Genomic DNA, 20,596 nt, shown 5'->3' with positions numbered 1-20,596 from the left:
GGTTACCAGCCCGAACCCAAAAACATGGCCCGTAAAAATATAGCCTTAGAGACAAGCCTCGTTGTCGCCGTACTGATTGCTGCGTTCGTCATGCAGTCTGTCATTTCTCAGACGGAACCACCTGAATTACCAGACTCTGTGAAAGAGGAGGCGGTAGTTAAGTTGGCCGCTGTCCAAGAGGAGGTAGTGCTGGATGCTGCTTTAGTGGAAAGGCCAAGTCTCATAATCCCTGCAGCGTATGACCCAGCCCTTGCAGATCTCGGGATTGAGCCTAATTGGCTCACGCTTGATGATTACCAATACACGCTTAGTAAGGACGAGTTTCAGCGATTACTCACGGATGTATTTACCGTCGGAGATTATTGGGAAGATTGGTTTAATTTTGAAGATGAGCATGTTGTGATTAGAACCCATGCCGCTGACCCTGATCGAGTGTATCGATTAGCATTTAAAAATGACATTGTCGAAAAGGAGGCTGAACCTTATTGGAGAGGGCGTGATAAAATAATTGAGCGTACTGAGACGAGCCCTTTGTTAGGCCTAAAGATTGTCATTGATCCTGGGCATATTGGTGGGAATTATGCGCAGCTGGAGGAGCGTCAGTTTGTATTAGCGGAAGGTGCTCCGCCGATTCAAGAGGGGAATATGACCCTGATCGTGGCCTCACAATTAATGGAGCAGTTAGAGGCTTTGGGAGCTTCGGTCACATTGTTACGAGTTGAAAATGAGCCCGTGAATCCATTTCGACCAGATGATTATTTGGCCTATGCCAAAAGTAAATTAGAGCAGAAGAATGCGGTGGTTTCTGAAGCGACCGTGCAGCGAGAGGCTGCCAAGTTGTTTTACCGCAATGGAGAGATTCGAGCTCGTGCGCTGCTGGTAAATAAGCAAATTCAGCCGGACTTAGTTCTATGTATTCATTTTAATGCGGGGCCCCAAGAAGATCCTGAGAAACCAAGTTTGTTAGAAAATGAGCATTTCCACATGATTCTAAATGGGGCGTACACGGAAGGTGAAATTACGCACGATGACGAGCGCTTTAAAATGGTGCTGAAAATGGTGCAGGGAGTGCATCAGGAAGAAGTTGGTTTGGCGCAATCTGCTGCGTTGAGTTTTGCTGCTGAGGCTCAGTTATCTGCATATCAATATGCTCCAAATTCAAGTCGAGCCGTGAATGTGGTTAATGATCCTTATTTGTGGGCGAGGAATCTCTTGGCAAATAGGCTCTATGACTGCCCGGTAGTTTTCTATGAGCCCTATCTTATGAATGGCAAAGATTCGTACACTCGCATGCAGGTTGGTGATTATACGGGGTTGCGCTATATCAATCAGCAACTTCGTCCTTCGATCTATCATGAGTATGTGACAGCGGTGACGAAGGGCTTAGTGGATTATTACACTTCTCTACCTGAAGTTCAGGAAGAAGAGGACGTAGTGGAGTTAGAAGTAGAACAAGACCAGATAGAATGAATCATTTATTATTAGTAGGAAATGGCTTTGTCGGTAAAGTGACCGTTAAGTTGTTTCGAAAAAATGGGTGGGAAGTCACCGCAGTGAGTCGCTGTGGTGAGTCAGATGAGCATGCAGATGTGTCATCTAAGGAGTCCATGCTTGATCTCAAACAGCGAATTTCAGCACCCACCCATATTGTACATTGCGCCAGTGCTTCTGGTGGTGGGGCTGAGGTATACAGGCAAGTCTATCAAGAAGGGTGTCAAAATCTAGTGGAGGTATTTCCCGGTGTGCCTATTTTGTTTACTTCAAGTACTTCGGTTTACCCACAGACTGATGGTTTACTGGTCGACGAAAATTCTCCTACTGAGTTAGATCGTCTGACTGGGCAAATATTACTCGCGTCTGAGGCATCTATTCTAGCGTCTGGTGGGGTAGTGGCTCGTCTCGCGGGCGTGTACGGCAATGGACGCTCATATTTATTGAGGCGTTTTCTCTCAGGTGAGGCGACTATGGAAGAAAAGGGTGAGCGCATTCTCAACCATACACATAATGAAGACGCTGCTTCGGCGATATTTCATCTACTGAACAACTGTCATGCCAGAGGGCAAATCTACAATGTTTGCGACTCTCAGCCTAAATCGCAGAGCGACACTTACCATGAGCTTTCTAAGATGTTCGGTCGGTCGGTGCCGGCTTCTGCTCCTCGTAATCTAAATAGTAAGCGAGGATGGTCACATAAAGCGGTCTCGAATGCTAAAATAGTAAATTCAGGTTGGCAGCCAACATACCCATCATTCACTGAGGTGGCTGAGGATATCTGTTTAACTCTTTAAAAAATCAGAGGGAAGCGAGCCTTTGACTTCTTGAAATGCTTTTGAGAAGTGTGAGAGTGAATTATAGCCAACTTCCATGGCGGCTTCAGTGACGTTGTAGTCGCCATCAAGTAGTAGATTTGCAGCGTGATCAATACGTAGCTCTCGGTGTTTTTGCTTAAGAGTCATACCTGTGTGCTTTTTGAATTGGCGACTGAGGTAGTGTGGTGCGCAGCCTGCATGAGTTGCAATTACTTTGAGGTCGAGAGCGCTGTCTAGATTATCACTCAGCCAACTGACGGCTTTATCTATGCGCTCGCTCTGTTGCCGCTGAATTTGAGTACAGAATGGTTCAGAATTATTGAGCGAGTTTGTGCTGAAGAGGTGCAGAGTTAGGATTTCTAAAATCTTTGCAGGATACCAAAATATTTGAGCTTCATTTGATACAGGAGGGGAGACTAATTCGTTGGCGATTTCTTTTTCACGTAGGCTCATACTACGTACTTTGCCGATTGTTTCTGAGGCTTTAGGATTTTTTAATAGGAGAGACTGGATGGATGGGTGGAGAGCGGCTTCACGTGAGCCAAAGTTTTTTTGTATCCAGAGCTTTGTGACGCTCAGTATGACATAGTTGTCTTGCTCCCCTGTATCGAGTCTTGTCGCGATGATTCTGTCATCTGTGGCGTAATGAAAAACGGCAAGGGTGTTAGCTACTAGGTTTATGCGTAGTAGCTGGCTCATCCATACACCCATACCTTCTAAATTGAGTACAAAATGTAAGGCGCCCTTGGCTAATTCAACGGGCTCTCTGCTACTGCAATGCTGTAGTAATAGGCCGTCTGAATCTATATTACCATAGAGGATACGCGTCATTGCGTGGATGTATTCATTGTTGAGACTCAATATCAATAATAAAATGGAGTGATGTCTCAGTGGGTGATAGCGGTGTGTTGCCTGTAGCTAACGGTGGAATGCGGTTATGAGCCGTAATGAATGTTTCTGCGCTAAGAATACACAAGCGACCGTTAGCGGATTCGTTCCGTGTCTGTGCATTTTAGGAATGTACCTACAATATCTCTCTCCCTATTTAATTCATAACAAAGCTCTGTGTGAGAACAGTGGATCAATGGGTGTTGGTCCAAGATAATGAGCCCCATAGTCTTTGTTTAGGCTATGGGGCTTTTTGTTAGGGGGCTGGATTGAGCTGAGATTAGTACTTGTGAAAAACTAGTACTCTCGTTAGAAATTAAGACATGACAGCATTACGTTTACTTGCCGTTGCCACATGTGCAGCGGTCTTTACCTCCTGTTCTTCAAGCGTAGATATGCCGAAGGGTACTAGTAAGGGGTATAACTCAGCTCGCCTTGTAAAGCGCGGACCTAGTGAAGCCACTCAAACTTCTCGTGAAAAACAAGTACACGGGCTTATTCAGAACTCTATCAAGCAGCAGTTCACTAGCCATGGACTTTCTTACAATCAACCAAATGCCGAACTCGTGGTAGGCTACATGGTGATTTATCAGGAGAATGCAATGACCACATCTTTTGATGATTACTTTGGTTATGGACGTGATGCTAACGAGATCCTCGGAGTGGCTCATGAGCGTGGTGTTATCAAAGGTGATCGCCCTGATTACTTTGAGCGCGCAGGTCTGGTTGTTGACGTGATTGATGCGAAGACGAACAAGCTTGTTTATCGAAATGTCTCCGTTGGAGATATTGTTGAGGGGGCTTCCAGCTCACAGCGCTCTGCACGTGTGAATGCCGCTGTGAATGAAGCTTTGGCTCCATTCTTCAAGTAAGTACTTTTAAATTTCAATAGCTCTCAGTCCACCACAGGACTGAGAGCTTTTTTATTTTGTCCGGCCTACTTGAGCAAAAGCACTGTGGAGGTAGTGAAGTGTCGAGCTGGCTGTGAGTGTTTCATGAGTTTCTGCGTCTTTAGCTAGTGCTATTTGAGCGGCTTCTCCAGCGATCCAAGCCGCAAGCTTTGTCGCATCAAGGTTCTGATACCCTTGCGCGCAAAGCCCAGTAATGAGGCCAGTAAGTACGTCGCCTTGACCCGCTGTAGCCATAGCTGGGCTCCCGCTGGAATTAACGAAGATCGGAGATTCCCTTTGTGCTACTATGGTTCGGGCTCCTTTGTAGAGGAGGGTGACTGGATGTTTTTCTAGAAATTGTAAGACTGTTTCCTCTCGCGTTAGATTAGCCGATGCAGGGAAGATGCGTCTCATTTCCCCAGGGTGAGGGGTAAGAATAGAGGTGGGAGGTAAGCATGATAGAGCATCGAGCTTTGCTATGAGATTAAGCATGTCCGCATCTATAACAATAGGCTTCGTGGATTGCTTTATGAGCTCTATGAGTCCGTCAGAAATTAGTTCAGAAGGACTACCTATTCCTGGACCTATGGCGAAGGTATCGAAATGTTCCTTGGTCATATCGAGAGGTGAACTAGATGGGCGAAGCATTATTTCAGGAGGAACCATTGTTGCTAAAATGGGGTAAAGCGAGGGTTCGATAAAAACGGTGATGAGCCCGGCTCCGGATAGTAATGCAGCTTTAGTTGTGAGAGCTGCCGCTCCAAGCATTCCTGTAGATCCCGCCCAGATTGCGACTCGTCCCGCTTGTCCTTTATGGGTTGAGAAGTTGCGACGTTTTCGTGTGAGGCTATGTTCCGAAATTAAATGAGGTGTGGCTTTTTCTTCAGTGATTTCAGGCTTTAATGCCTCGAGTGTGACTAAGCTGATCGCTCCAACATAGTCGACTACTTGACTATTCAAGAGGCCTACTTTGGGAAAACCAATGGTGATTGTGTGGTCTGCAACTACTGTGTTTTCATTTACATCAGCGGTGTCACCATTCAGTCCACTGGGAATGTCGAGTGCGACAACGGTACAGTCATGTTCGTTCCTGTGGTGATTGATCGCTTCTGCAAGCCCCTTAATTTCATTTCGTAAGGGACCTTTAGCGCCGATTCCTAGCAATCCGTCGATGAGTATGCTCCCAGGAGTGGGTCTTTTCTGATTTTGGTTATACTCGAGACCTAGTGAGATAATTTTTTTCTGAGTGAGAGGCGCAAGGCTACGAAGAAGAATATTCGTTTGGATATTTACCTCCCAACCCGCTTCTTTCAGGTGTTGGAGTACCACGATAGCATCTCCTGCGTTATGGCCTTTACCTATGTATGCGGTGGCTTTCCAGATGTTAGGATAATAGTGGAGTATTTTCTGAGCAATTTTGAAGCCTGCTTCGTCCATCAATTCTTCTGGAGTATGGTGCATCGAAAATGCGCGATTCTCAATGGAGCGCATGGATTGGCAGGATACAGATTGCATGTTATGACTTTATCAGCCACTGATCTCAGCGACCAAGCATTTTATGTGATTCACGTAAGAGCATTGCAACTTCTTCGCTGGATGCTATGGCAACGAGAACACAGCAGATTATGAAGCAATATATCAAGCTAGCAGAAACAGTTACTCCAGAAGGTGAATCTCTCGATCTCTTTGAGCACGATGGTGAGTTTTTTATCAGCTCTAAAGGAGAGCGCTTGATGACTAGTATTGCTTATGGATCTGAGGAAGAACTCGCGCGTATGGCCTGCCAGCCGTTTCGTCCTGCACGTCAACCTAAAGTTCTTATTGGCGGTCTGGGGATGTGTTTTACTCTCTCTGCTGCAGTCGAGAGCTTGCCGCAAGATGGGGCCCAATTTGACGTGGCTGAGCTTACTCAAGGAGTTGTCGATTGGAATAAAACCTATCTCAAGGGATTACACCCAGGTTTGTTAGATGATCCTCGTATCAAGATTAAGGTTTCTCCTGTGCAGAAGATTATTGCAGGTGCAAAAGCTGAATACAGTGCGATTATGCTAGATGTTGACAATGGTCCTAGTGCTTTTCATGGCGAGGAAAATGAGAGCCTGTATACTTTAGAAGGGCTCAATGCAGCAAAGGCTGCCTTGAAAGAAGGTGGGATTCTAGCAGTATGGTCGGCTTACCCAGATAAGAATTTCACGAAGCTATTACGTAAAGCTAAGTTTGATGTCTCAGAGGTGGAGGTGCCAGCATCGCACAAAGGCCGTAAGCGCCGTATGCATACTATCTGGCTCGCTCGTAGTGGATCTTATGTTTCTCAGAATAAGCCTGAGTCTAGACGTAGAAAGTAATGTACTCAATTCACGCGGTTTGAAGGTTTAATGATTCGGCCAGCTGTCAGGAACGACGAAGTATGGATGAGTGTCTGAGCTGTTAATGCATAGTGTGCAACGCTCTTGCGCTAGTTCGGAGAGCTCTTTTAGTGGGACCTCTACGAGGGTCTGGAAAATTTCAGAAGTTATTTCGCAAAGCCACAGAGGCTTCGGGATGACTCTGACGGTGTGTAAGCTGGGGGAATTTTTAGACATTTCACTGAAATACATCCATTTGCGCCGTCTAACATTGCTTGAAGCATATTCAGGTAGAGGCGTTGTTTTAGCGTGAATGTGGTCGAAGAATATCCCATGAATAAGGTGCTGTACTTTAATCGTACTGGAGTTTGTTAGAGGGGTGATGAGCTCTTGTGTGTCTTCTCTCTGAGTTAAAGTTAGCTGATGGTTAATGAGCCTAGTTAGCTTTCGTTGGTAATTATCCCGGGCATCAGGCCCTGGGTATTGGGGTTCTCTATTTTGTTCATGAATGAGATAAAACTTCACGGCTAGTTCTAGATGAATGTGCTCATTTCGCTCTGTGTCAAGGAGTAGGAAATCAAGTTCTCCAATAGTTTGTTTCTGAGCTGTAATGAGTTGCGTGTTTTTAGCCAATAGCTTGTACGCTGTGCTACTAGAGAGAATTTGAGCAAGGGCATCCTCATAGAGATGGCCTAACTTTTGATTGAAATTGAGCTGGGGGTTATCCCTCCTAGGGAGCTGTAATTTACTTGGAGTAAAGCTGGTGGATATCGGTAAATCTCCGACCATGACAGATGGAGATAAGAGGCTCTCGTGTATAGCCCTTGTATAGAGTTCTTCATATTCAATGAGAATTTGTTGGCTCGTATGAAAGGGCATGAACTACTTTTAGGAGTTGTGAAGGCATCGGCAAAGCATCTTCTAATACTGAGTATAAGTGACGGCTGAATCTTGCATTTTTTCTAGGGGACGCTTGATTAGTTCCATGCTCATTCTTCTTTCACCAGCTAAGTCACTCAACTACGATTCTGAGCTTCCAACTAAGAAGCACACTAAGCCACGACTCCTCGATGAATCTGAGGTACTCGTACAGCAATTAAGAGCGATGACTCCAGTCCAGATCGGTAGCTTGATGTCAATTAGCGAGAAGCTGGCAAATCTCAATGCTGAGCGTTATGTTCAATGGGAGAAGGACTTTTCTCACTCTAACAGCCGCCAAGCATTGTTTGCATTTACTGGGGATGTTTATCAAGGCTTGGAGCTAGCCGAATGGTCAGGGGATGACTATACTGAAGCGCAGAAAAAAGTACGAATTCTGTCAGGTCTCTATGGAGTGCTACGTCCTTTGGATCTAATGCAGGCATACCGTTTAGAAATGGGTACGAAGTTAGAAAACAAGCGTGGTAAGAATTTGTATGAATTCTGGGGCAGTAAGATCACGGATCTTCTTAACAAAGATCTCAAAGCGAGCGGGAGTGACTTAGTAGTAAATCTAGCGTCTAACGAGTATTTCTCATCGGTGAAGAAAAAGGAGCTGGAGGGAACCTTGATCACTCCGAGCTTTAAGGATGAGAAGAATGGTAAGTATAAGGTGATCTCTTTTTATGCCAAGAAAGCACGAGGGATGATGGCTGATTATATTGTTAGAAACAGCATTGAAACTGTAGAGGGAATCAAACAATTTAAGGCTGCAGGGTATAAGTTTGACTCGGTGAGCTCTACGGATACGGATCTTGTGTTCTTGAGAGCTGAGCAATAGTTTCACTAGCATGTATAAAGGGCTGAGCACGCGAGACCTCGAAAGCAATGTGAGGCTTTTTGTGTGGTATCGTGTGTTATTTAATGCCCGCTTCTATTATCCCATTTTTGCTGTGTTCTTCACAGATATGGGATTGAGTATTACTCAGTTTCTTTGGCTAAACGCTCTGTGGGCGGTAACTATTGTCATTTTCGAACTCCCCTCAGGAGTTCTGGCAGACATTGTTGGGCGGAGGAAATTAGTGATTTTTTCAGCAGTAAGCATGATGGTAGAGATGCTCTTGTTGATCGTCTCACCTCAGGGCGCTGGATGGTGGTTGTTTGGAATATGCGCTATGAATCGCGTTTTAAGTGGAATGGCAGAGGCCGCTGCAAGTGGTGCGGACGAGGCTCTAGCGTATGACTCAGTGAAGCTTCTTCACGCTGATGAAACGGAACGAGAGAAGCGTTGGGATGAAGTGTTAGTGGCAACTATGCGCTGGAAGTCTTTGGCTATGATTGTAGCAATGCTCATTGGGGGCTTAGTTTTTGACTATGAAAAAATGAGTAGTCTGTTTGGCGAGTTTCCAAAGTGGATTAGTCTGAAGCTTCCTGTGATCCTTTGTTTTCTCTCATCGATCGCATGTGTCATCATGGCTCTACGTTTTACTGATCTAGGCCTACAAAAAAAGGCTGAGGGCGAAAGAACTCAGGTGAAAGACATTTGGCGTGGCATCTGGAAAGCTGTGCATTGGGTCCGCAGCTGTCAGTGGATAGCTGCAATTATTATTGGCGGGCTTATTATTGACGCAATTGCGCGAACTTTTGTAACTCTCCAAAGTACCTACTTTCGTTCGATCGACCTCCCAGAGTACAGCTTTGGTATCATAGGAGGTGCAATGTCTCTCTCAGGTTGGATTGTTCCGCTTTACGTGAAGAAACTAACGGAGCTTTACTCTCCTCGTGTGAATTTCCTCATTGCGGGTTTAATCAGCGTTGTCGGATTATTCGGCGTGCATGTTTTTGATAATGTTTGGGGAATTATCCCGAGCTTTTTCATTATGCTGAGTTTGATACAAGTGGGCTTCCTTCTCAGCCGATATATCAATCAAAGTGCACCTTCCGAGATTCGAGCCTCTATTCTCAGTGTGAATAATCTCACATTAAATATTGGGTATTGCCTGTTCTCATTGGGAATAGGAACAACGATAAATCGGTTTTCAAAAACTCTTGGCGATGGGCTAGCATTCTCTCAGGCGCTTCACTGGATGGCAGTGGGTTCGATAAGTGGCTTGCTTCTCTGGTTTATAGCCAGTCGGCCTTTTAGAAGAACTTAACTGTAAAATTGCCTTTGCAGATTAAAACGAGCGAGGTTAGATGTGCGGAGTTATGAAGAAAATTATTCTACTCTCTTTACTCGGTATTGCCGCATTGGGTCTTGCTTCTTGTCAGACAGTCGAAGGCGTCGGTCGTGACATCAGTGCAGGTGGACAAGCTCTGACTAATGTCGCTGAGCGTTAATCCGTTTCTGAAAATATAAATGTACAAAGCGTTAGGGGAGACCCTAGCGCTTTTTTACATCATATCGGAGGTAACGATAGCTCCTGCAGAGGTCGTTCTAGCATTGCCAATACGAATACCTGGCTGGATAACCGTATTTGGGCCAGTACGTACCCCGTCACCGAGAAATGCTCCGAGTTTTTGTAAACCAGTGTCCATTTCCTCTCCATTAATAACGCAGGTGTGATTTTTCCCATCGTGACGCGTATTCGATAAGATAGTTACTGGTCCTAAGTTAATGTATGAGCCAAGAATAGAATCTCCGACATAGGAGAGGTGGGCAACTGATGTATGGTGGGCAATCAGCGAGTTTTTAATTTCTACCGCATTCCCTATGGTGCAGTTATCGCCAATACTTGTGTTGCCTCTGATGTAGCAATTCGGACCGATGCGGCAGTTTTCACCGATCGCGACATTTCCTTCAATGACCACACCCGGTAGTATTCTTGTTCCTTTGCCTACGTGGACTACTCCATTTATTTCAGCAAGTGGGCTGACGGCTCCTTGAATATCATTTTTAGGAAGTGCCGCAAGGACTGCTGAATTTACTTGGAGAATTTCCCATGGATAGCGCATACGGAAGCAGTTCGCTTCGGTCACTAGTTTACGAGTACATTGGTCTGCTTCATCACAACCTTTCCAAGCCACGATATCTCCATCGCTGTCATAGAGGCAGGTTCCTGAATCTTCCCTAGCTAGTAAACAAAGAGCGCCGACATCTATCCAGTGGTCGAGAGGCAGGTGAACTGTTGCTCCATTTGTTTGTGACAGCTCAATAATTTGGAAGCCTGAACGACGTAGCTCTGTAGCCATGAGCTCTTTCAGGCGTATATTAGCTATGAGGATATCGGCTACGTGATGGCCGGTGGTGATTGGTGCACAGAGAGATTCGTGATAGGGGGTTTGAATGACAGCTTCCATTTTATTAATGTGTTAAAAAGTCATTCTAGCAGAATATTTTCAGACTGTCTAGGTATCTGAGTTTTAATAACTGAGAACAGTCTGGAAGGTTTAAATAGCAAGGGTTCTTGTCATCAAATGTGCTTCATACTTTCTCATGATGGAGAGAGAGATTTAATAACAATGAACCAAATTCTCAGATGAGTTGACTGGGTGGGCGGTATCAAATTTCAAGAATTTAGTCTTTTAGAGCCGAATATAGGCGAGAGTTTTGTCTTTAAAATCTTTAGCGATGAGTAAGAGCAGAGGGAGTAAGACCAATGTAATGAGTGTTGCAAATAAGATCCCGAAAGCGAGTGAGGCCGCCATTGGTTTTAGGAACTGGGCTTGTACTTCCTTTTCTAAGAGCAAGGGGTAAAGGCCAAAGAATGTGGTCAATGAGGTTAGTAGAATAGCGCGGAAGCGGTCGGCTCCAGCTCGCTTCACTGAGTCTAATAGGTTTAGCCCTTCTTTCTGCAGATCATCAATACGGCAGACTAACACGAGTGAGTCATTCACTACGACACCAGAGAGTGCGAGTATGCCAAAAATGGATAAGATGGAGACTGGAATCCCCATAATGATGTGACCTAGGAGTGCTCCAATAACTCCAAAAGGAATAACTGACATGATAATCAGCGGCTTGACGTAGCTTTTAAGTGGGATGGCTATAAGGATGTATATAAATACAATAGAGAAGGCGAATCCTGTGATTAAAGAACCCATGGATTTTCCACGCTGTTCGACTTCTCCGCTGGTACTCAGAGAGATACTTGGGTGCTTTGCCAGCATCTCTGGGAAGAATTCTTTCTCGAGTTTTTGCTGAATTTCATCTGAGGACGTAACAGCCTTATCAATATTACCTTCAACCGCCACGACTCGCTTGTTGTCATAGCGCTCGATGGATGCAAGGGATTCAGAAAACTCCGTATCTGCAACAAGTGAAAACGGTACAGATGTTCCGTCTGGTTTACGGATACGCATGTCACGCAGAGTTTGGAGTGAGTCACGCTCGGCGATGGGGTAGCGGACCATTACTCGGACTTCCTCGCGCCCTCGCTGCACACGCTGAGCTTCACGGCCGTAGAAGGCGTCACGCACCCCGAGGGCGAGATCTCGTTTAGTAAAGCCTGCTGCTTGTGCTTCAGGAGTGATCGAGTAGATGATTTCAGGTTTTCCAGAATCGAATGTATCTAACACATCATAGACACCTGGATAGGTGGCAACGACAGCTTTGAGTTGATCAGCAACAGATTTTAACTCTAGCAGGTTGTCACTTTCTAGATTGATGACGAAATCGCCGCCGGGAGGGCCCGCCTTGTTGGCAAAGTTGAGTGAGCGAGAGCCTGCAATGGAGCCGACTAATTTACGCCAGTCCTGGGTGATTTTTTCTGTAGGGAGGAAGTTCCGTTCAGTAGAGCGAGAGAGCTCTGTAACTACAGAGGCGGCAGTGTTAGTGGACGAGCTAGCTTGGATTTCAATAAATGGGTTGTGGCCGTATTCGGCTTCATAGCGGGCACCTAACTCTTGAGCTGCGTCCTCGATTCGATCGACACAGGAGTGCAGGTACTGAACAGATTGCCCTTGTTCTAACTCGATAGTGACGGTGATGTTGTCTTGGTAGATGTTGGGGAAAAATACGAATCTGAGAATTCCTGCAGGGAAGAGGTTAATCACCAAAATGAAAATACCGATGAAGGCCGCTAGTACAGCGTAGCGCCATGGTATGAGCTTTAGAATAACGGGACGGTAGATCCTATCGATGAGCCATTGTAGTCCCCGCGCAAGAGCGCCTTGAAATTTCGCCCAGAGCTTGCTGATCCTATTCCGGGGTTTCTTGTGCACGTTTATGTGTGCAAGGTGGGAGGGTAGAATGAGTTTAGACTCAATGAGTGAGAAAATGAGACAGAGAATGACGACTGTGGCGATTTGGCCAAAAACATTACCCATTCGTCCACTTACTTGAGTAAGGGGTAAGAAGGCCGCAATGGTCGTGATTACTCCAAATGTAGCTGGGGTGACGACTTTGCTCACACCTCTAACAGTAGAGCGGATATAGCCCTCACTATCAGTGATTTCTTTTTGCTCTTCTTTCTCTGAATAGATGGATTCACCTATTACGATGGCATCATCAACAATAATTCCTAACACAATGAGGAAGCCAAATGCTGAGATGACGTTTACCGACAAGTCTCCTGCGATAGGGAAGCACGCCAAGGCTCCTGCCAGTGAAATGGGGATGCCCAATGCTACCCAAAACGCGAGACGCAAGTTGAGGAACAGGGTGAGGACTAGGAATACTAATAGAACGCCGGTGAATCCATTTCGAGCTAGTAGCTTGAGGCGGTCCCGGATGTTTGTCGCCCCGTCATACCAGCCAGCTACTTCTACTCCCTCAGGTAGTGAGATTTTAAATTCTTCGATTGCCTCCTTGGTCTGTTGGACTGCTTTGATGATGTCATCATTACCTTCTGTTTTGACGCGAACGCTCACGGAAGGTTTGCCGCGGAATCTGTTTAGATAGTCTTGATCGATGAAAGCATCGCGGACTTGAGCTACGTCTTTAACGAAAATACGGGTTCCGTCAGCATTCGTTCGAACAGGAATTTCTTCGAAGTCAGCCTTGAGGTAGGCCTGGTCACGAGAGCGAAGGGATATGTCTCCGCGTGCCGAACGGATCACGCCACCACCGAGGTCTATCGAGTTGTTTGATACTGCGTCTGCGAGTTCAGAAAATGTGAGATTGTAGAGTCTTAGTTTCTCTTCTGATGGTTCAATGGAAATTTCATACTCCCTGTCACCGATGGTCTCGACTTTTGAGATGGCATCCTTGGTTAGCAGAACGTCTCTGAGCTTACGTGCAGTTTCTTTAAGTGTGGCTTCGTCTGCAGAACCAAAGAGTTCCACCCAGAGCACTTCATTGGTGCGTTTGTTTTCGACAACGACTGGCTTTTCTGCCTGCTCTGGAAAGCTAGGAATTGCGTCGATTTGGATTTTTACATCATCGAGAAGTTTGGTGATAGGATAGTTCTCTTTCGCTTGGATCGTGATGGAGGCAAGGTTATCTGAGCTAACTGAGCGGATGTGTTCAATGCCGTCGACACTTTGCAATGACTCTTCAATCTTGATTGCAACACCGCGCTCCACGTCTTCTGGAGTTCCTCCACGAATAGGTACTGTGACTCGCACAGATTCAGCAGCAAACGCAGGGAAGCCTTCTTTACGTACGGTGAAAGCTGTGAAAATCCCCGCAGCTAAAATGGAGAACATGAGAATGTTCGCGACCACGGGGTTGGAGGCAAACCATGTGATAAAAGGGTGTTTCTGCAATGGATTCATCGAAAAGGTAAGTTACTGAGTTCGATTATTCTGCGTTTTCTAGCTTCACTTCCATAGCCACACGGAAGTTCGTGAGTGGGCGAGAAATGATACGCAGTGGGGGACTCAGTTTTGAGTCATTGAGAGTGACGTAGGCGAATGCGTCATAGCTATAGACGCGTGAAATGGGGACGCGTATGAGCTTAGAGTCTTTACCTACAGCCCATATGAAACTGTCGTTGATCACGGCTGCCTCTGGTAGTTTTAGAGCTGAGTCCACTGGTGAGGCTGGGATGGAGGCGTTTACAAAAGTACCAACTGGAAGAGGGGTTTCACCATCATAGGGTTTGTGGATTTCCGCGATAACGAAGATCACTTGGTTGCGAGGGTCTATGACTGGGTCGACTCTCGTGAGTACGCCATTCCATGTGGCAAGTGGCTTGGTCGGACTAGTTAGAGTGATGTTGATGCTTTCGGATTTTAGCTTCTGAAGATCGATACGGTTGACCTGCTCTGGTGTTAGAGGTAGTCGAACTTCTGCGTGCTCGGTTGCGACTAGAGTCCCAAGAGTAGTCTGGACTGTGGCATAATTTCCGAGTGAGGCTTCACGTGATGCAACGACCGCATCAAAGGGAGCTATAATAGAGCAGCGGTCGATGTCAGCTTGGGCTTTTCTTATGGAGGCATTCGATGAAGCTATGCTTGCTTTAGCTGCTGCAAGTTGCGGTTTACGCAGTACAAAGGGTGAGGCTGTTTCTACATTTCTGCCTGAAGCGGTCCAGTCTTGTTCTGCCTGTTTGGCGCGAATGATCTCTTCTTCTAAAGTTCTCTGGTTAGTCGTTAAAGCCGCTGATTCTCGAGCTAGAATAGCTTCGTAGTCAGTTGGGTCAATTTTTGCGAGGGTGGTGCCTGTGCTTATAATTTCACCTACTCTAAATTTAGGAGCAACGTAGATGATCTGGCCATTTACTTGAGGACTAAGACTGGTCTCGAAATAACTTTTTACAGTGCCGTAGGAATGCACTGGTGGGCTGTGGTTTTCTGTGTCTACAATAATGGTAGAAACTGTGGGGATAATCGTTGGAGGTTGCTTACTCTGCAGAGGCTTCTTGCTAGCAACAATGCCTTTAGCTGCGTAAACGCTGATGACTATCAGAAGAATTGGTAGAAAAATTTTGAGAACGGTTTTCATGTGAAGATGCTAAAAAGTTAGATCGCTTTACCCAGTGCTAGCGCCAGGGAAACACGATTTTGGTAACGCAGTGAGCGAATATTGATGAGTGATTCTTCGGTCGCGAAGGTGCGCCTTTGGACTTCTAACAAGTCGAGGATATTGATGAGACCAGAATCATAGCTCCTGAGACTGCGGTTTTCAGCGCTTTGAGCTGCTTTGAGAGCCTTTGAGGTAGCTGAGTATTGTTGTCGTAGATAGGTCTCAGAGCCTAGTGCATTTTCAACTTCTGAAAAGGCATTGAGGACTATGGATTGATAGTCCGCTAGAGCTCGCTTCGCTCTGGCGTTAGCTGCACCTAATTCTGCTTTGCGCGATCCGCCGTCGATGAGCGGACCACTAATGTCGGCTAGTAATGACCAAGCGTTGAAGTTAGAGTCTGCAAGCTTTTTGAGCATGTTTGATTGTTGGCCGAAGCTAGCAGTAAGCGTGAAATCAGGATAAAGTTCAGCATGCGCCACAGTGACTCGTGAGTCGGCTGCTCGGATACGTTGGTAGGCTGCATCTATGTCCGGACGCTTCATAAGGAGCGTGGATGGAATGTTAGGGCGAACATTTCTAGCTAGTGATGGCCAGACTGTGGCAGATGCAGAGTTGGTGGGGTAAGCACCTGTTAGGGTAGCCAGACGGCGCGCAGCTTGGTCGCGGGTGTCCTTGCTCTGAGCAACAAGAGATCTGGTGTTTTCGATGTCAGTCCGGGCTAGATCTAATGCACCTAAATCTGCAGTTCCTGCCTCAAACCTGCGGTTTACGAGATCGTATGTTTTTTGAAATGAAACGAGCCTTCGTTGTGCTAGGTCGAGCAGGCTGGAGGCTCTGAGTAGCTCGAAGTAGGCTTGTGCTGTCTGCGCTGCGATGGACTGACGAGCTGAGGCATAATCTGCAGCTGCGGCAGATTGGTCACTAGCTGAGGCGCTGATGCCGGCGCGAATGCGGCCCCAGACGTCTAATTCCCAGCGCGCGTCTAACTGCGCCGTGTAGCGCTCCGTCTCGATCGTGCTAAGTCCTGTCGGGTTTGAACGCGAACTGGCGCCAGCGCCTGTTGCATCGACCGTTGGGCTGAGACCTGCTTGAGCTCGACGAGTATTGAAGCCAGCTTCTTCCAAGCGTGCCGCGCTGGAGCGAAGGTCTGGGTTATTATAGAGGGCTTTGTTGATGTAGTTTTTGAGTTTTGCATCGGGAAAAATGGTGAGTAAATTTTCTGCTATTTCAGGGACTGGTGGCTCAGTGGCATCATAGCGCGCAGGGATGTCTAGTGATGCTTTAGCATTCGGAGAGAGAGCCTTAGGAGCAGAGACGCAGCTCCACAATGTCATTGAGCTAGCTAGAGCGATGAAAGGTAGAGTATTTCTGTTCATCCTCGCTTATAAAGTGGATTGTAGTTCACTGGTGGCCGTTTTTAAAGAGGCGGTGGCGGCTAGGATAGCTGCTACTTGCTGATCGATGAAGGTGTCAATGATGCCCATATCAGGCTTGTCTCCAAAAATTTTCTTAATCACGTAGGGGTGGTGGGCTACAATTGCTCCTAGGCTGAGGAAGTTGAGTATAGCTACTCCGTAGATGTGCTCATCTTGTGGGCCGAGGTACTCTGTTAGAATTTCTCTGAGTGGTATGACTTGGAGTGTAGTGACTTCAGTACAGATGGTGTCGATTGGCGTTCCGGGTGAGTGCAAGGTCTTGGCCATGATGCGGCTGTATGCTCCAGCTGGCCCGGGGTCGAGCGTGCGCGCGACAATAGCTCTAGCAAATATTGCGAGACGTTTCTTCGGTGGCTCGTTTTTAGCTCCCCCTCCGTCGATAGGGTAGGTTTCTTGAGAGATTTCAAATGCGCGTCTAAGTACTTGGATGAAAAGCTTTTCTTTGGAGCCGAAGTAGTAGTTGACCGCAGCTATGTTAGCCTTTGCTCCGCGTACAATTTCAGCCACTTTGGCATCGCGGTATCCATTTTTAGAGAAGACCTTGATGGCGCTATTGAGGATCTTATCTTTGACAGTCATTACTGACTTTTCGCATGCATGCAAAAATTCGCAAATAAAATTTCAAATTGGTTTTTGAAATTTGAATATTCCAACAGGAATACGGTGAGTTCTTTAGGATATGTTATATTAGTAAGCAGCGTATACATCAAAAGGTAGCGCTTTATCTGCTAAACCAGCTTTTGACTGTTTGATAGATCGGCTGACCAGTGATCCTGCGGTAGAAGAGTATTAGAGCAACAAAGGTGAAGAGGAAATTGGTAGCCCATGCCGCGATAAAGGGGGAGAGGTGGCCAGATTCGCCAAGAGTGGGGAAGACTGTAGAGCAAAAAATCATGCCAGCGCAGAGGAAAATAGCCACGGCTACTCCACCACCGAGCCCGCGCCGGTTAAAGACAATTCCTAAGGGGGCTGCCAGTAATATAGTGATCAGACTTATAAAAGGGTGGGCAAAACGGTAATGCCAATGCGTGAGGTAGGATCGCTGGTCAGAGAGTGGGTGGTCACGATGGTTTGCGAGCCAGCTCGTGAGTCCAGGAATCCCTAAAAACGGAGGTTTGAGGCCGGGCTTGATAATTTGAAATGGAGTTTCAGGCCAGTCATATACTAGTGGTGACTCGTACTGAGTGACCGTTTCACCTTCTGTTGAAAAATCGAAGACGACTGGTTTGGTGAGAGTCCATTTCCGATCGTCTAGTGACCACGTCGCGGTGTCTGCTATGATGCGCTGGCGTAGACTTTTTTTATCATCAAGAACGGAGATGCTCACTGACTGTAGCGGAGCTCCCTGGCTGTGGTCGAAGGGGATGGACCCTACGTACCACTGACGTGTGTTATCGCTGTTTTGGTAAGCTACATGTTTGGCTTCTGTCTGAGCGATTCCTTTGGCTGCTTCGAGGATGCTTTTTTCTTGGCTGTCGGCGTAGGGGGCCCAGTGATAGTTAAAGATGAGACAGACTATGCTTGTCAGCAAGCCGAAGCCTATGAGGGGAGCGACGATTCTCGTGACGCTTCTTCCCGTCTGAATCATTGCAACGATTTCTTGGCTTTTTGACATTTTCCCGAGCGCCCAGAGGAGTGAGAGCATGAGGGAATAAGGGAGGATAAATACCAAAAGAGCAGGCAGCTTAACGAGGTAGTGCTTAGCCAAGAGTTCCCACATTCGTGGGCTTTCTTTGAAGTCTGAGAGGTTGTCTTGAATGTCTTCTAGGAACATCACTATGAAAAGTGCTCCAAAGCAGATAGCAAAGGCATTGAGAAAAACTCTAATAGTGTAACGGTCCAGTGTGCCGCTACAGCGGTAGATTACCGAGGTTATAAAGGGGACAAAACAGACAATGCCTATGAGCCAAGGGCGGAGCTCATAGGCTGGAACTACTGATCCTGGATAGCCAATGATACGCTCAGCAACCAAGGCTGACTCCGCTGGGCATAGATAGGACGCAGCCACAGCTCCCGCTAGAAGAAGGATAAAAGGCCAGAGTAGGTTGCGCAGCGCCTTGGGCATGCCGTCAATGTTGTCTTCGGCATAGCCAATGTGCAACCTAAATTCGAGAGTATGACTGATGAATGTGGTCTAACTGCTTAGTCGATCTAGAGATTAAAATTGCAGAATACGGCTACCCTGCTAATGGTTTGCTTGAATGTTTGGAAATCAGGAAAGTGGGCAGCCTAGCTTTTGGCAGCAAATCAAATTGAGGTTAAACGAGAGTCCAGTCACAAAGTGGCTGATAATCATCAATTTGCTTATTTTTATAATAGGTTTCGGGAGTGATAGAGCGGGGTATCTTACTTATTACGGTACATTTGTCGTTGGTGACCTTTCCTACTACGGAGTGAGCTTGAACGATTCCCTGAGGAGTGGCGAGGTCTGGAGGTTACTTACTTTCCAGTTTTTACATGCCAATCTTTCGCATGTTTTGATGAATATGGTTGGATTGTATTTCTTTGGGACAATTGTGGAGCGAGTATTGGGGATGCGCAGGTATCTGGCATACTACCTAATATGTGGGGTGGCAGGAGGCTTGTTTTATTATCTTTTGGTGTATTTCGGTTTAGTCAACCCAGGTTATATTGTCGGAGCTTCTGCTGGGCTTTATGGGGTGCTGGCGGCACTTGTCGTTATAGCGCCGAACATGCAGGTGATGTTGTTGATTCCCCCAATTCCCATGAAAATGCGCACATTAGCATGGGTTTTGTTAGGCTTGGCTTTATTTTCAATACTTGTGACCGGGAGGAATGCCGGCGGGGAAGCCGGTCACTTGGGCGGGGCTTTAATTGGTTTTTTCTTAATGAAATTTCCACGTGCGCTGGGTTGGGCTGACCGTATTGGAACGAAACAAACCATTGTAAAAAAAGCCGCTCAGAGTGGTCCGTATCAAGCCAAAGTGAGACCGCGGACAAAGCTGAATCTGGATACTACAGAGGTTGACCGTATTTTAGACAAAGTGAGTGCCGAAGGCCTGCATTCGCTCACTGATGCAGAACGAGAAACTCTTCATCGAGTTTCTAACAAAGACTAATAGTAATGACTGATGATGAAATGATGACGAATGGCGAACCCGTTCGTCAGATGGAGAGACTACGTGCGATCATGCACCGGTTGAGGGCTCCGGGAGGCTGCCCATGGGATGCTGAGCAGACTCATGAGAGTATCGTTTCAAACTTGATCGAGGAAGCCTATGAAACTGTGGACACGATTAAGCGTGGCGACATAGATCACATGAAAGAGGAGCTAGGAGATCTGCTTTTACAGGTGGTGTTTCACAGTGAAATTGCTGAGGGAAATGGGCATTTCTGCTTTGATGATGTGGCTGCTGGGATCTCTGAAAAACTAGTTAGGCGTCACCCTCATGTTTATGGGGAAAGCGAAGTTGCTGGTTCAGAAGGAGTGCTTAACCAATGGGAGGCAATTAAACGGCAGGAGAAAGGTGTAGAGCAGAGGCCATATCTCGATGGAGTTGGCGATGGGCTACCAGGGTTACTCAAAGCGCTTAAGCTACAGAAGAAAGCTGCAAAAGTGGGCTTTGATTGGCCTGAGATTGTTTCGGTGATCGGGAAGGTTCGAGAGGAGTTAGAGGAAGTCGAAGAGGAAATTGCTTTATTGAAAGAAGATAAAGCATCGGCTGCTCTGGAAGCGGAGGTCGGAGATCTACTGTTCTCCGTGGTCAACTTAGCGCGTAAACTTAAGGTGGATCCTGAGGTAGCACTAGACTGTACGAACAATAAATTCCTCTACCGTTTCGAAATCGTAGAACAGCAGCTTTCCGCAAAAGGAGTCTCTCTGGAAGCTGCCAGCTTAGAGCAAATGGAGGATGAGTGGCAAGCCGCTAAGAGTTCTCAAGAGGAGGGTGAGAGATAACGAATCACTTCTGAGGTTGCTATTCATAGACATTTTTGGCTT

18 protein-coding genes are annotated in these 20,596 nt (G+C 46.5%); 9 read left to right on the top strand and 9 right to left on the bottom strand.

Annotation, left to right across the window (positions count from 1 at the left end; all coding sequences use genetic code 11):
* Positions 1-24: 24 nt before the first annotated feature.
* Both ACSHX2_RS03180 and ACSHX2_RS03175 read left to right on the top strand, forming a co-directional pair.
* On the top strand, positions 25-1,470 hold the full coding sequence (locus ACSHX2_RS03180; protein WP_435690499.1) for a hypothetical protein: 1,446 nt from the start codon (positions 25-27) through the stop codon (positions 1,468-1,470).
* Positions 1,467-2,288, top strand: a complete 822-nt coding sequence (locus ACSHX2_RS03175; protein WP_435690497.1) for an NAD-dependent epimerase/dehydratase family protein — start codon at positions 1,467-1,469, stop codon at positions 2,286-2,288. Before ACSHX2_RS03180 ends, ACSHX2_RS03175 begins: the two co-directional genes overlap by 4 nt.
* Here ACSHX2_RS03175 and ACSHX2_RS03170 read toward each other — a convergent pair.
* Positions 2,277-3,140, bottom strand: coding sequence for a helix-turn-helix transcriptional regulator (locus ACSHX2_RS03170; RefSeq protein ID WP_435690493.1), 864 nt, complete (start codon positions 3,138-3,140; stop codon positions 2,277-2,279). The two genes, ACSHX2_RS03175 and ACSHX2_RS03170, sit on opposite strands and share 12 nt — an antisense overlap.
* 380 nt (positions 3,141-3,520) lie before the next feature.
* Here ACSHX2_RS03170 and ACSHX2_RS03165 point away from each other — a divergent pair, with 380 nt between their 5' ends.
* The gene (locus ACSHX2_RS03165) at positions 3,521-4,069 is read left to right on the top strand and encodes a DUF4136 domain-containing protein (protein ID WP_435690491.1); all 549 of its coding nucleotides are present in this window, start codon (positions 3,521-3,523) and stop codon (positions 4,067-4,069) included.
* Positions 4,070-4,120: 51 nt separating this feature from the next.
* Here the strand turns inward: ACSHX2_RS03165 and ACSHX2_RS03160 are convergent, their stop codons facing one another.
* Positions 4,121-5,602, bottom strand: coding sequence for an NAD(P)H-hydrate dehydratase (locus ACSHX2_RS03160; protein ID WP_435690489.1), 1,482 nt, complete (start codon positions 5,600-5,602; stop codon positions 4,121-4,123).
* 86 nt (positions 5,603-5,688) lie between these two features.
* Here ACSHX2_RS03160 and ACSHX2_RS03155 point away from each other — a divergent pair, with 86 nt between their 5' ends.
* On the top strand, positions 5,689-6,432 hold the full coding sequence (locus ACSHX2_RS03155; protein ID WP_435690487.1) for a spermidine synthase: 744 nt from the start codon (positions 5,689-5,691) through the stop codon (positions 6,430-6,432).
* A gap of 27 nt (positions 6,433-6,459) precedes the next feature.
* On the opposite strand, the gene ACSHX2_RS03150 is transcribed toward ACSHX2_RS03155, so the two are convergent.
* Positions 6,460-7,311 (bottom strand): DUF1853 family protein, encoded by an 852-nt coding sequence (locus ACSHX2_RS03150; protein WP_435690485.1) that lies wholly within the window; start codon positions 7,309-7,311, stop codon positions 6,460-6,462.
* 106 nt (positions 7,312-7,417) lie between these two features.
* Between ACSHX2_RS03150 and yaaA the strand changes: the two genes are divergently transcribed.
* The 3 genes from yaaA to ACSHX2_RS03135 are packed head-to-tail and all read left to right on the top strand — an operon-like array spanning position 7,418 to position 9,690.
* Positions 7,418-8,191, top strand: coding sequence for a peroxide stress protein YaaA (gene yaaA, locus ACSHX2_RS03145; protein ID WP_435690483.1), 774 nt, complete (start codon positions 7,418-7,420; stop codon positions 8,189-8,191).
* A gap of 10 nt (positions 8,192-8,201) precedes the next feature.
* On the top strand, positions 8,202-9,506 hold the full coding sequence (locus ACSHX2_RS03140; RefSeq protein WP_435690481.1) for an MFS transporter: 1,305 nt from the start codon (positions 8,202-8,204) through the stop codon (positions 9,504-9,506).
* Between the two features lie 52 nt (positions 9,507-9,558).
* A complete protein-coding gene (locus tag ACSHX2_RS03135) occupies positions 9,559-9,690 on the top strand; it encodes an entericidin A/B family lipoprotein (protein ID WP_435690479.1) in 132 nt (43 codons plus the stop codon).
* Between the two features lie 54 nt (positions 9,691-9,744).
* On the opposite strand, the gene ACSHX2_RS03130 is transcribed toward ACSHX2_RS03135, so the two are convergent.
* The 6 genes from ACSHX2_RS03130 to ACSHX2_RS03105 all read right to left on the bottom strand — a co-directional run bounded on the left by ACSHX2_RS03130 (position 9,745) and on the right by ACSHX2_RS03105 (position 18,736).
* Positions 9,745-10,650 carry a DapH/DapD/GlmU-related protein gene (locus ACSHX2_RS03130; RefSeq protein ID WP_435690478.1) on the bottom strand — a complete coding sequence of 302 codons (906 nt, stop codon included), beginning with the start codon at positions 10,648-10,650 and terminating at the stop codon, positions 9,745-9,747.
* Between the two features lie 225 nt (positions 10,651-10,875).
* Complete coding sequence (locus tag ACSHX2_RS03125) at positions 10,876-14,007, bottom strand: efflux RND transporter permease subunit (RefSeq protein ID WP_435690476.1); 3,132 nt, start codon at positions 14,005-14,007, stop codon at positions 10,876-10,878.
* Positions 14,008-14,032: 25 nt separating this feature from the next.
* Positions 14,033-15,178 (bottom strand): efflux RND transporter periplasmic adaptor subunit, encoded by a 1,146-nt coding sequence (locus ACSHX2_RS03120; protein WP_435690474.1) that lies wholly within the window; start codon positions 15,176-15,178, stop codon positions 14,033-14,035.
* A gap of 17 nt (positions 15,179-15,195) precedes the next feature.
* Positions 15,196-16,575: an efflux transporter outer membrane subunit gene (locus tag ACSHX2_RS03115; protein WP_435690472.1), complete on the bottom strand. Its 1,380-nt coding sequence runs from the start codon at positions 16,573-16,575 to the stop codon at positions 15,196-15,198.
* Between the two features lie 6 nt (positions 16,576-16,581).
* Positions 16,582-17,214 carry a TetR/AcrR family transcriptional regulator gene (locus ACSHX2_RS03110; protein ID WP_435690470.1) on the bottom strand — a complete coding sequence of 211 codons (633 nt, stop codon included), beginning with the start codon at positions 17,212-17,214 and terminating at the stop codon, positions 16,582-16,584.
* A gap of 142 nt (positions 17,215-17,356) precedes the next feature.
* Complete coding sequence (locus ACSHX2_RS03105; protein ID WP_435690468.1) at positions 17,357-18,736, bottom strand: LptF/LptG family permease; 1,380 nt, start codon at positions 18,734-18,736, stop codon at positions 17,357-17,359.
* Positions 18,737-19,034: 298 nt separating this feature from the next.
* On the opposite strand from ACSHX2_RS03105, the gene ACSHX2_RS03100 reads away from it, so the two are divergent.
* Both ACSHX2_RS03100 and mazG read left to right on the top strand, forming a co-directional pair.
* A complete protein-coding gene (locus ACSHX2_RS03100) occupies positions 19,035-19,715 on the top strand; it encodes a rhomboid family intramembrane serine protease (protein ID WP_435690466.1) in 681 nt (226 codons plus the stop codon).
* A 5-nt stretch (positions 19,716-19,720) separates the two neighbouring features.
* Positions 19,721-20,554, top strand: coding sequence for a nucleoside triphosphate pyrophosphohydrolase (mazG, locus tag ACSHX2_RS03095; RefSeq protein WP_435690464.1), 834 nt, complete (start codon positions 19,721-19,723; stop codon positions 20,552-20,554).
* The last annotated feature ends 42 nt before the right edge of the window (positions 20,555-20,596 follow it).

Source organism: Rubritalea sp., assembly GCF_051252225.1.
Classification (GTDB): domain Bacteria; phylum Verrucomicrobiota; class Verrucomicrobiia; order Verrucomicrobiales; family Akkermansiaceae; genus Rubritalea.
Note: the sequence above shows the minus strand (reverse complement) of the source record. Positions and strands in the feature narration are given on the sequence as shown.

Bases quoted from the DNA above. Each gene is read 5' to 3' on its own strand.
- ACSHX2_RS03180 (WP_435690499.1), top strand. From the start codon at position 25: ATGGCCCGTAAAAATATAGCCTTAGAGACAAGCCTCGTTGTCGCCGTA.
- ACSHX2_RS03175 (WP_435690497.1), top strand. From the start codon at position 1,467: ATGAATCATTTATTATTAGTAGGAAATGGCTTTGTCGGTAAAGTGACC.
- ACSHX2_RS03170 (WP_435690493.1), bottom strand. From the start codon at position 3,140: ATGACGCGTATCCTCTATGGTAATATAGATTCAGACGGCCTATTACTA.
- ACSHX2_RS03165 (WP_435690491.1), top strand. From the start codon at position 3,521: ATGACAGCATTACGTTTACTTGCCGTTGCCACATGTGCAGCGGTCTTT.
- ACSHX2_RS03160 (WP_435690489.1), bottom strand. From the start codon at position 5,602: ATGCAATCTGTATCCTGCCAATCCATGCGCTCCATTGAGAATCGCGCA.
- ACSHX2_RS03155 (WP_435690487.1), top strand. From the start codon at position 5,689: ATGGCAACGAGAACACAGCAGATTATGAAGCAATATATCAAGCTAGCA.
- ACSHX2_RS03150 (WP_435690485.1), bottom strand. From the start codon at position 7,311: ATGCCCTTTCATACGAGCCAACAAATTCTCATTGAATATGAAGAACTC.
- yaaA (WP_435690483.1), top strand. From the start codon at position 7,418: ATGCTCATTCTTCTTTCACCAGCTAAGTCACTCAACTACGATTCTGAG.
- ACSHX2_RS03140 (WP_435690481.1), top strand. From the start codon at position 8,202: ATGTATAAAGGGCTGAGCACGCGAGACCTCGAAAGCAATGTGAGGCTT.
- ACSHX2_RS03135 (WP_435690479.1), top strand. From the start codon at position 9,559: ATGAAGAAAATTATTCTACTCTCTTTACTCGGTATTGCCGCATTGGGT.
- ACSHX2_RS03130 (WP_435690478.1), bottom strand. From the start codon at position 10,650: ATGGAAGCTGTCATTCAAACCCCCTATCACGAATCTCTCTGTGCACCA.
- ACSHX2_RS03125 (WP_435690476.1), bottom strand. From the start codon at position 14,007: ATGAATCCATTGCAGAAACACCCTTTTATCACATGGTTTGCCTCCAAC.
- ACSHX2_RS03120 (WP_435690474.1), bottom strand. From the start codon at position 15,178: ATGAAAACCGTTCTCAAAATTTTTCTACCAATTCTTCTGATAGTCATC.
- ACSHX2_RS03115 (WP_435690472.1), bottom strand. From the start codon at position 16,575: ATGAACAGAAATACTCTACCTTTCATCGCTCTAGCTAGCTCAATGACA.
- ACSHX2_RS03110 (WP_435690470.1), bottom strand. From the start codon at position 17,214: ATGACTGTCAAAGATAAGATCCTCAATAGCGCCATCAAGGTCTTCTCT.
- mazG (WP_435690464.1), top strand. From the start codon at position 19,721: ATGACTGATGATGAAATGATGACGAATGGCGAACCCGTTCGTCAGATG.